Annotated in this window: 2 protein-coding genes; both read left to right on the top strand. The window is 72.3% G+C overall.

The window, feature by feature from the left end:
• Positions 1-230: 230 nt before the first annotated feature.
• A complete protein-coding gene (locus ACZ60M_RS25420) occupies positions 231-1,925 on the top strand; it encodes an SUMF1/EgtB/PvdO family nonheme iron enzyme (protein ID WP_465422041.1) in 1,695 nt (564 codons plus the stop codon).
• A partial coding sequence (locus tag ACZ60M_RS25415) for a CaiB/BaiF CoA transferase family protein (RefSeq protein ID WP_465422039.1) occupies positions 1,922-2,728 on the top strand: 807 nt, incomplete at its 3' end. The genes ACZ60M_RS25420 and ACZ60M_RS25415, both read left to right, overlap by 4 nt.

Genomic DNA, 2,728 nt, shown 5'->3' with positions numbered 1-2,728 from the left:
TTTTTTCCCCCCCCCCCCCCCCCCCCCCCCCCCCCCCCCCCCCCCCCCCCCCCTCCCCTCCCCCCCCCCCCCCCCCCCCCCCCCACCCCCCCCCCACCCCCCCCCACCCCCCCCCCCCCCCCCCCCCCACACCCCCCCCCCCCCCCCCCCCCCCCCGCCTCGCCTACAGCGGCGCCGCCTACGACCACCCCGAGACCCGCTGGGCGGCCCGCGCCTACGCCGTCGCGCAGGTGTGGCTGTGGGACGAACGCCTCTTCGACCACGCCGAGCAGTGGTTCACCGTGGACCGGCTCCTCGCATCGTTCGCGGACACGGGCGGCCTCGACGGCGTGGTCCTCTGGCACGCCTACCCGGTCATCGGCATCGACGACCGCAACCAGTTCGACTTCTACGACGACGACCTCGAGCTCGAACTCCTGGTGCAGGCCTTCCACGAACGCGGCGTCCGCGTCTTCATCGACTACAACCCCTGGGACACCGGCACCCGCCGCACCGGCGCCGCGGACGCCGAGGAACTGGCCCGCCTGGTCGACGTGCTGAACTCCGACGGCGTCTTCCTCGACACCCTCAAAGAAGGCGACGCCGCCCTCACCCGCGCCCTCGCCGACACGAAACCCCCGCAGGTCCTCGAAGGCGAATCCCGCGTCCCCAACCAGCGCGTCGAAGACCACCTCCTCAGCTGGGCCCAGTGGTTCGCCGACTCCGAAGCGCCCGGCGTGCAGCGCGCCCACTGGTACGAGCGCCGCCACATGATGCACTCGATCCGCCGCTGGAACCGCGACCACAGCGGTGAACTCCAGTCCGCGTGGATGAACGGCACCGGCGTCCTCGTGTGGGACACCGTGTTCGGCGTCTGGGTCGGCTGGAACGACCGCGACAAGGCCACCCTGCGCCGGATGCTCCGCGTCCAGCGCGCCGCCAGCGAGATCCTGATCCAAGGGGCATGGTCACCGCTCGAAGGCGCGAGCCCCGAAGCGATCGAAGCGGGCGTCTACGTCTCGCGCTGGCATCTGCGCGGCACGACCTTGTGGACCATCGTCAACCGGGCCGACGCCGACTGGACCGGCGACCCGCTGCTCACCAAGGGCGGCAGTCGCTTCGACGTCACCTCCGGCATTGCCGACCCGGCCGAGGTCACCGTGCCCGCCAGAGGGGTCACCGGCATCCTCGAACTCGCGCCGGGCACGCCCGAACCCGACTGGCTCGCAGACCTGCTCGACATCGACGACCCCGGCTCCTCCGACGCGGGCTTCCCCGCCCGCGAGACCGTCCGCGTCGTCCCTGCACCTTCAACGGCCCCAGGCGAAGGCATCCGCGTCGAACCGGGACCGCGCCGCATCGAGGTCACCTACCGCCGCCGCGAGACCGGCCTCTACAGCGAAGCCCCCTATGTGGAGGAATGGAAGCCCCTCCCGCCGCGCCTCCACGACCACCGCACCGCGCACTTCGACATCACCGTCCCGGGCCCGGTCGCCGTCGCCCGCACCGAAGTCTCCGCCGCCGAATACCACCGCTTCCTCACCGAGACCGGCTACCGGCCCGAATGCGCACGCCGCTTCCTCCACTGCCACAACGAACCCGACGCCCCCGTCACCGGCGTCAACCTCGAAGACGCCCGCGCCTACGCTGCCTGGGCCGGGGCCCGCCTCCCCGACGAGTTCGAATGGCAGCTCGCCGCCGAACAACCCGGCTTCCAGCGCCGCACCCCCGCCGTCTGGAACTGGACCGAGAGCGAGCACTCCGACGGCATCACCCGCTTCGCGATCCTCAAGGGCGGCAGCGACTACCGCGCCGAAGGCTCCGACTGGTACGCCGACGGCGGCCCCCGCCCGCCCTCGTTCAGCCTCAAATACCTGATCCCCGGCCTCGGCCTCGAACGCTCCGACCGCATCGGCTTCCGCCTCGCCTACGACCTGGAGGAATGATGACCGCACCCCTCGAAGGCCTCCGCGTCCTCGACGTCTCCACCCTCTTCGCCGGACCCATCGCCGCCACCTTCCTCGGCGACTTCGGCGCCGACGTCATCAAGATCGAGCACCCCGCCAAACCCGACGCCGCACGCGGCCACGGCCCCTCCAAAGACGGCGTCAACCTCTGGTGGAAGACCCTGGGCCGCAACAAACGCGCCATCACCCTCAACCTCGCCAACCCCGAAGGCGCCGACCTCCTCCTCCGCCTCGCCGCCGACGCCGACGTCCTCATCGAGAACTTCCGGCCCGGCACCCTCGAACGCTGGGGCCTCGGACCCGACACCCTCCACAAAGCCAACCCGCGCCTCGTCATCGCCCGCGTCACCGCCTTCGGCCAGACCGGCCCCTACGCCTCCCGCCCCGGCTTCGGCAGCCTCGCCGAAGCCATGAGCGGCTTCGCCGCCCTCACCGGCCAACCCGACGGCCCGCCCACGCTCCCGCCCTTCGGCCTCGCCGACGGCGTCGCCGCGCTGGCCGCCGCCTACGCCGTGCTCGTCGCCCTGCGCGGCACCGACCGCGACGGCACCGGCCAGGTCGTCGACCTCGCCATCATCGAACCGATCCTCATGCTCCTCGGCGGCCAGATCACCGCCTACGACCAGCTCGGCATCCTCCAGGCCCGCAGCGGGAACCGCTCAGTCAACAACGCGCCCCGCAACGTCTACCGCACCGGGGGGGGGGGGGGGGGGGGGGGGGGGGGAAGGTCCTCCTCCCCCCCCGAAAAGTTTATTCTTCTCGTCTATCCTTCCGTATTCCCG

Source organism: Glycomyces sp. NPDC050141, assembly GCF_055586545.1.
The sequence above is the reverse complement of the archived record's forward strand: the minus strand, read 5'-3'. Positions and strand labels throughout refer to the sequence as shown.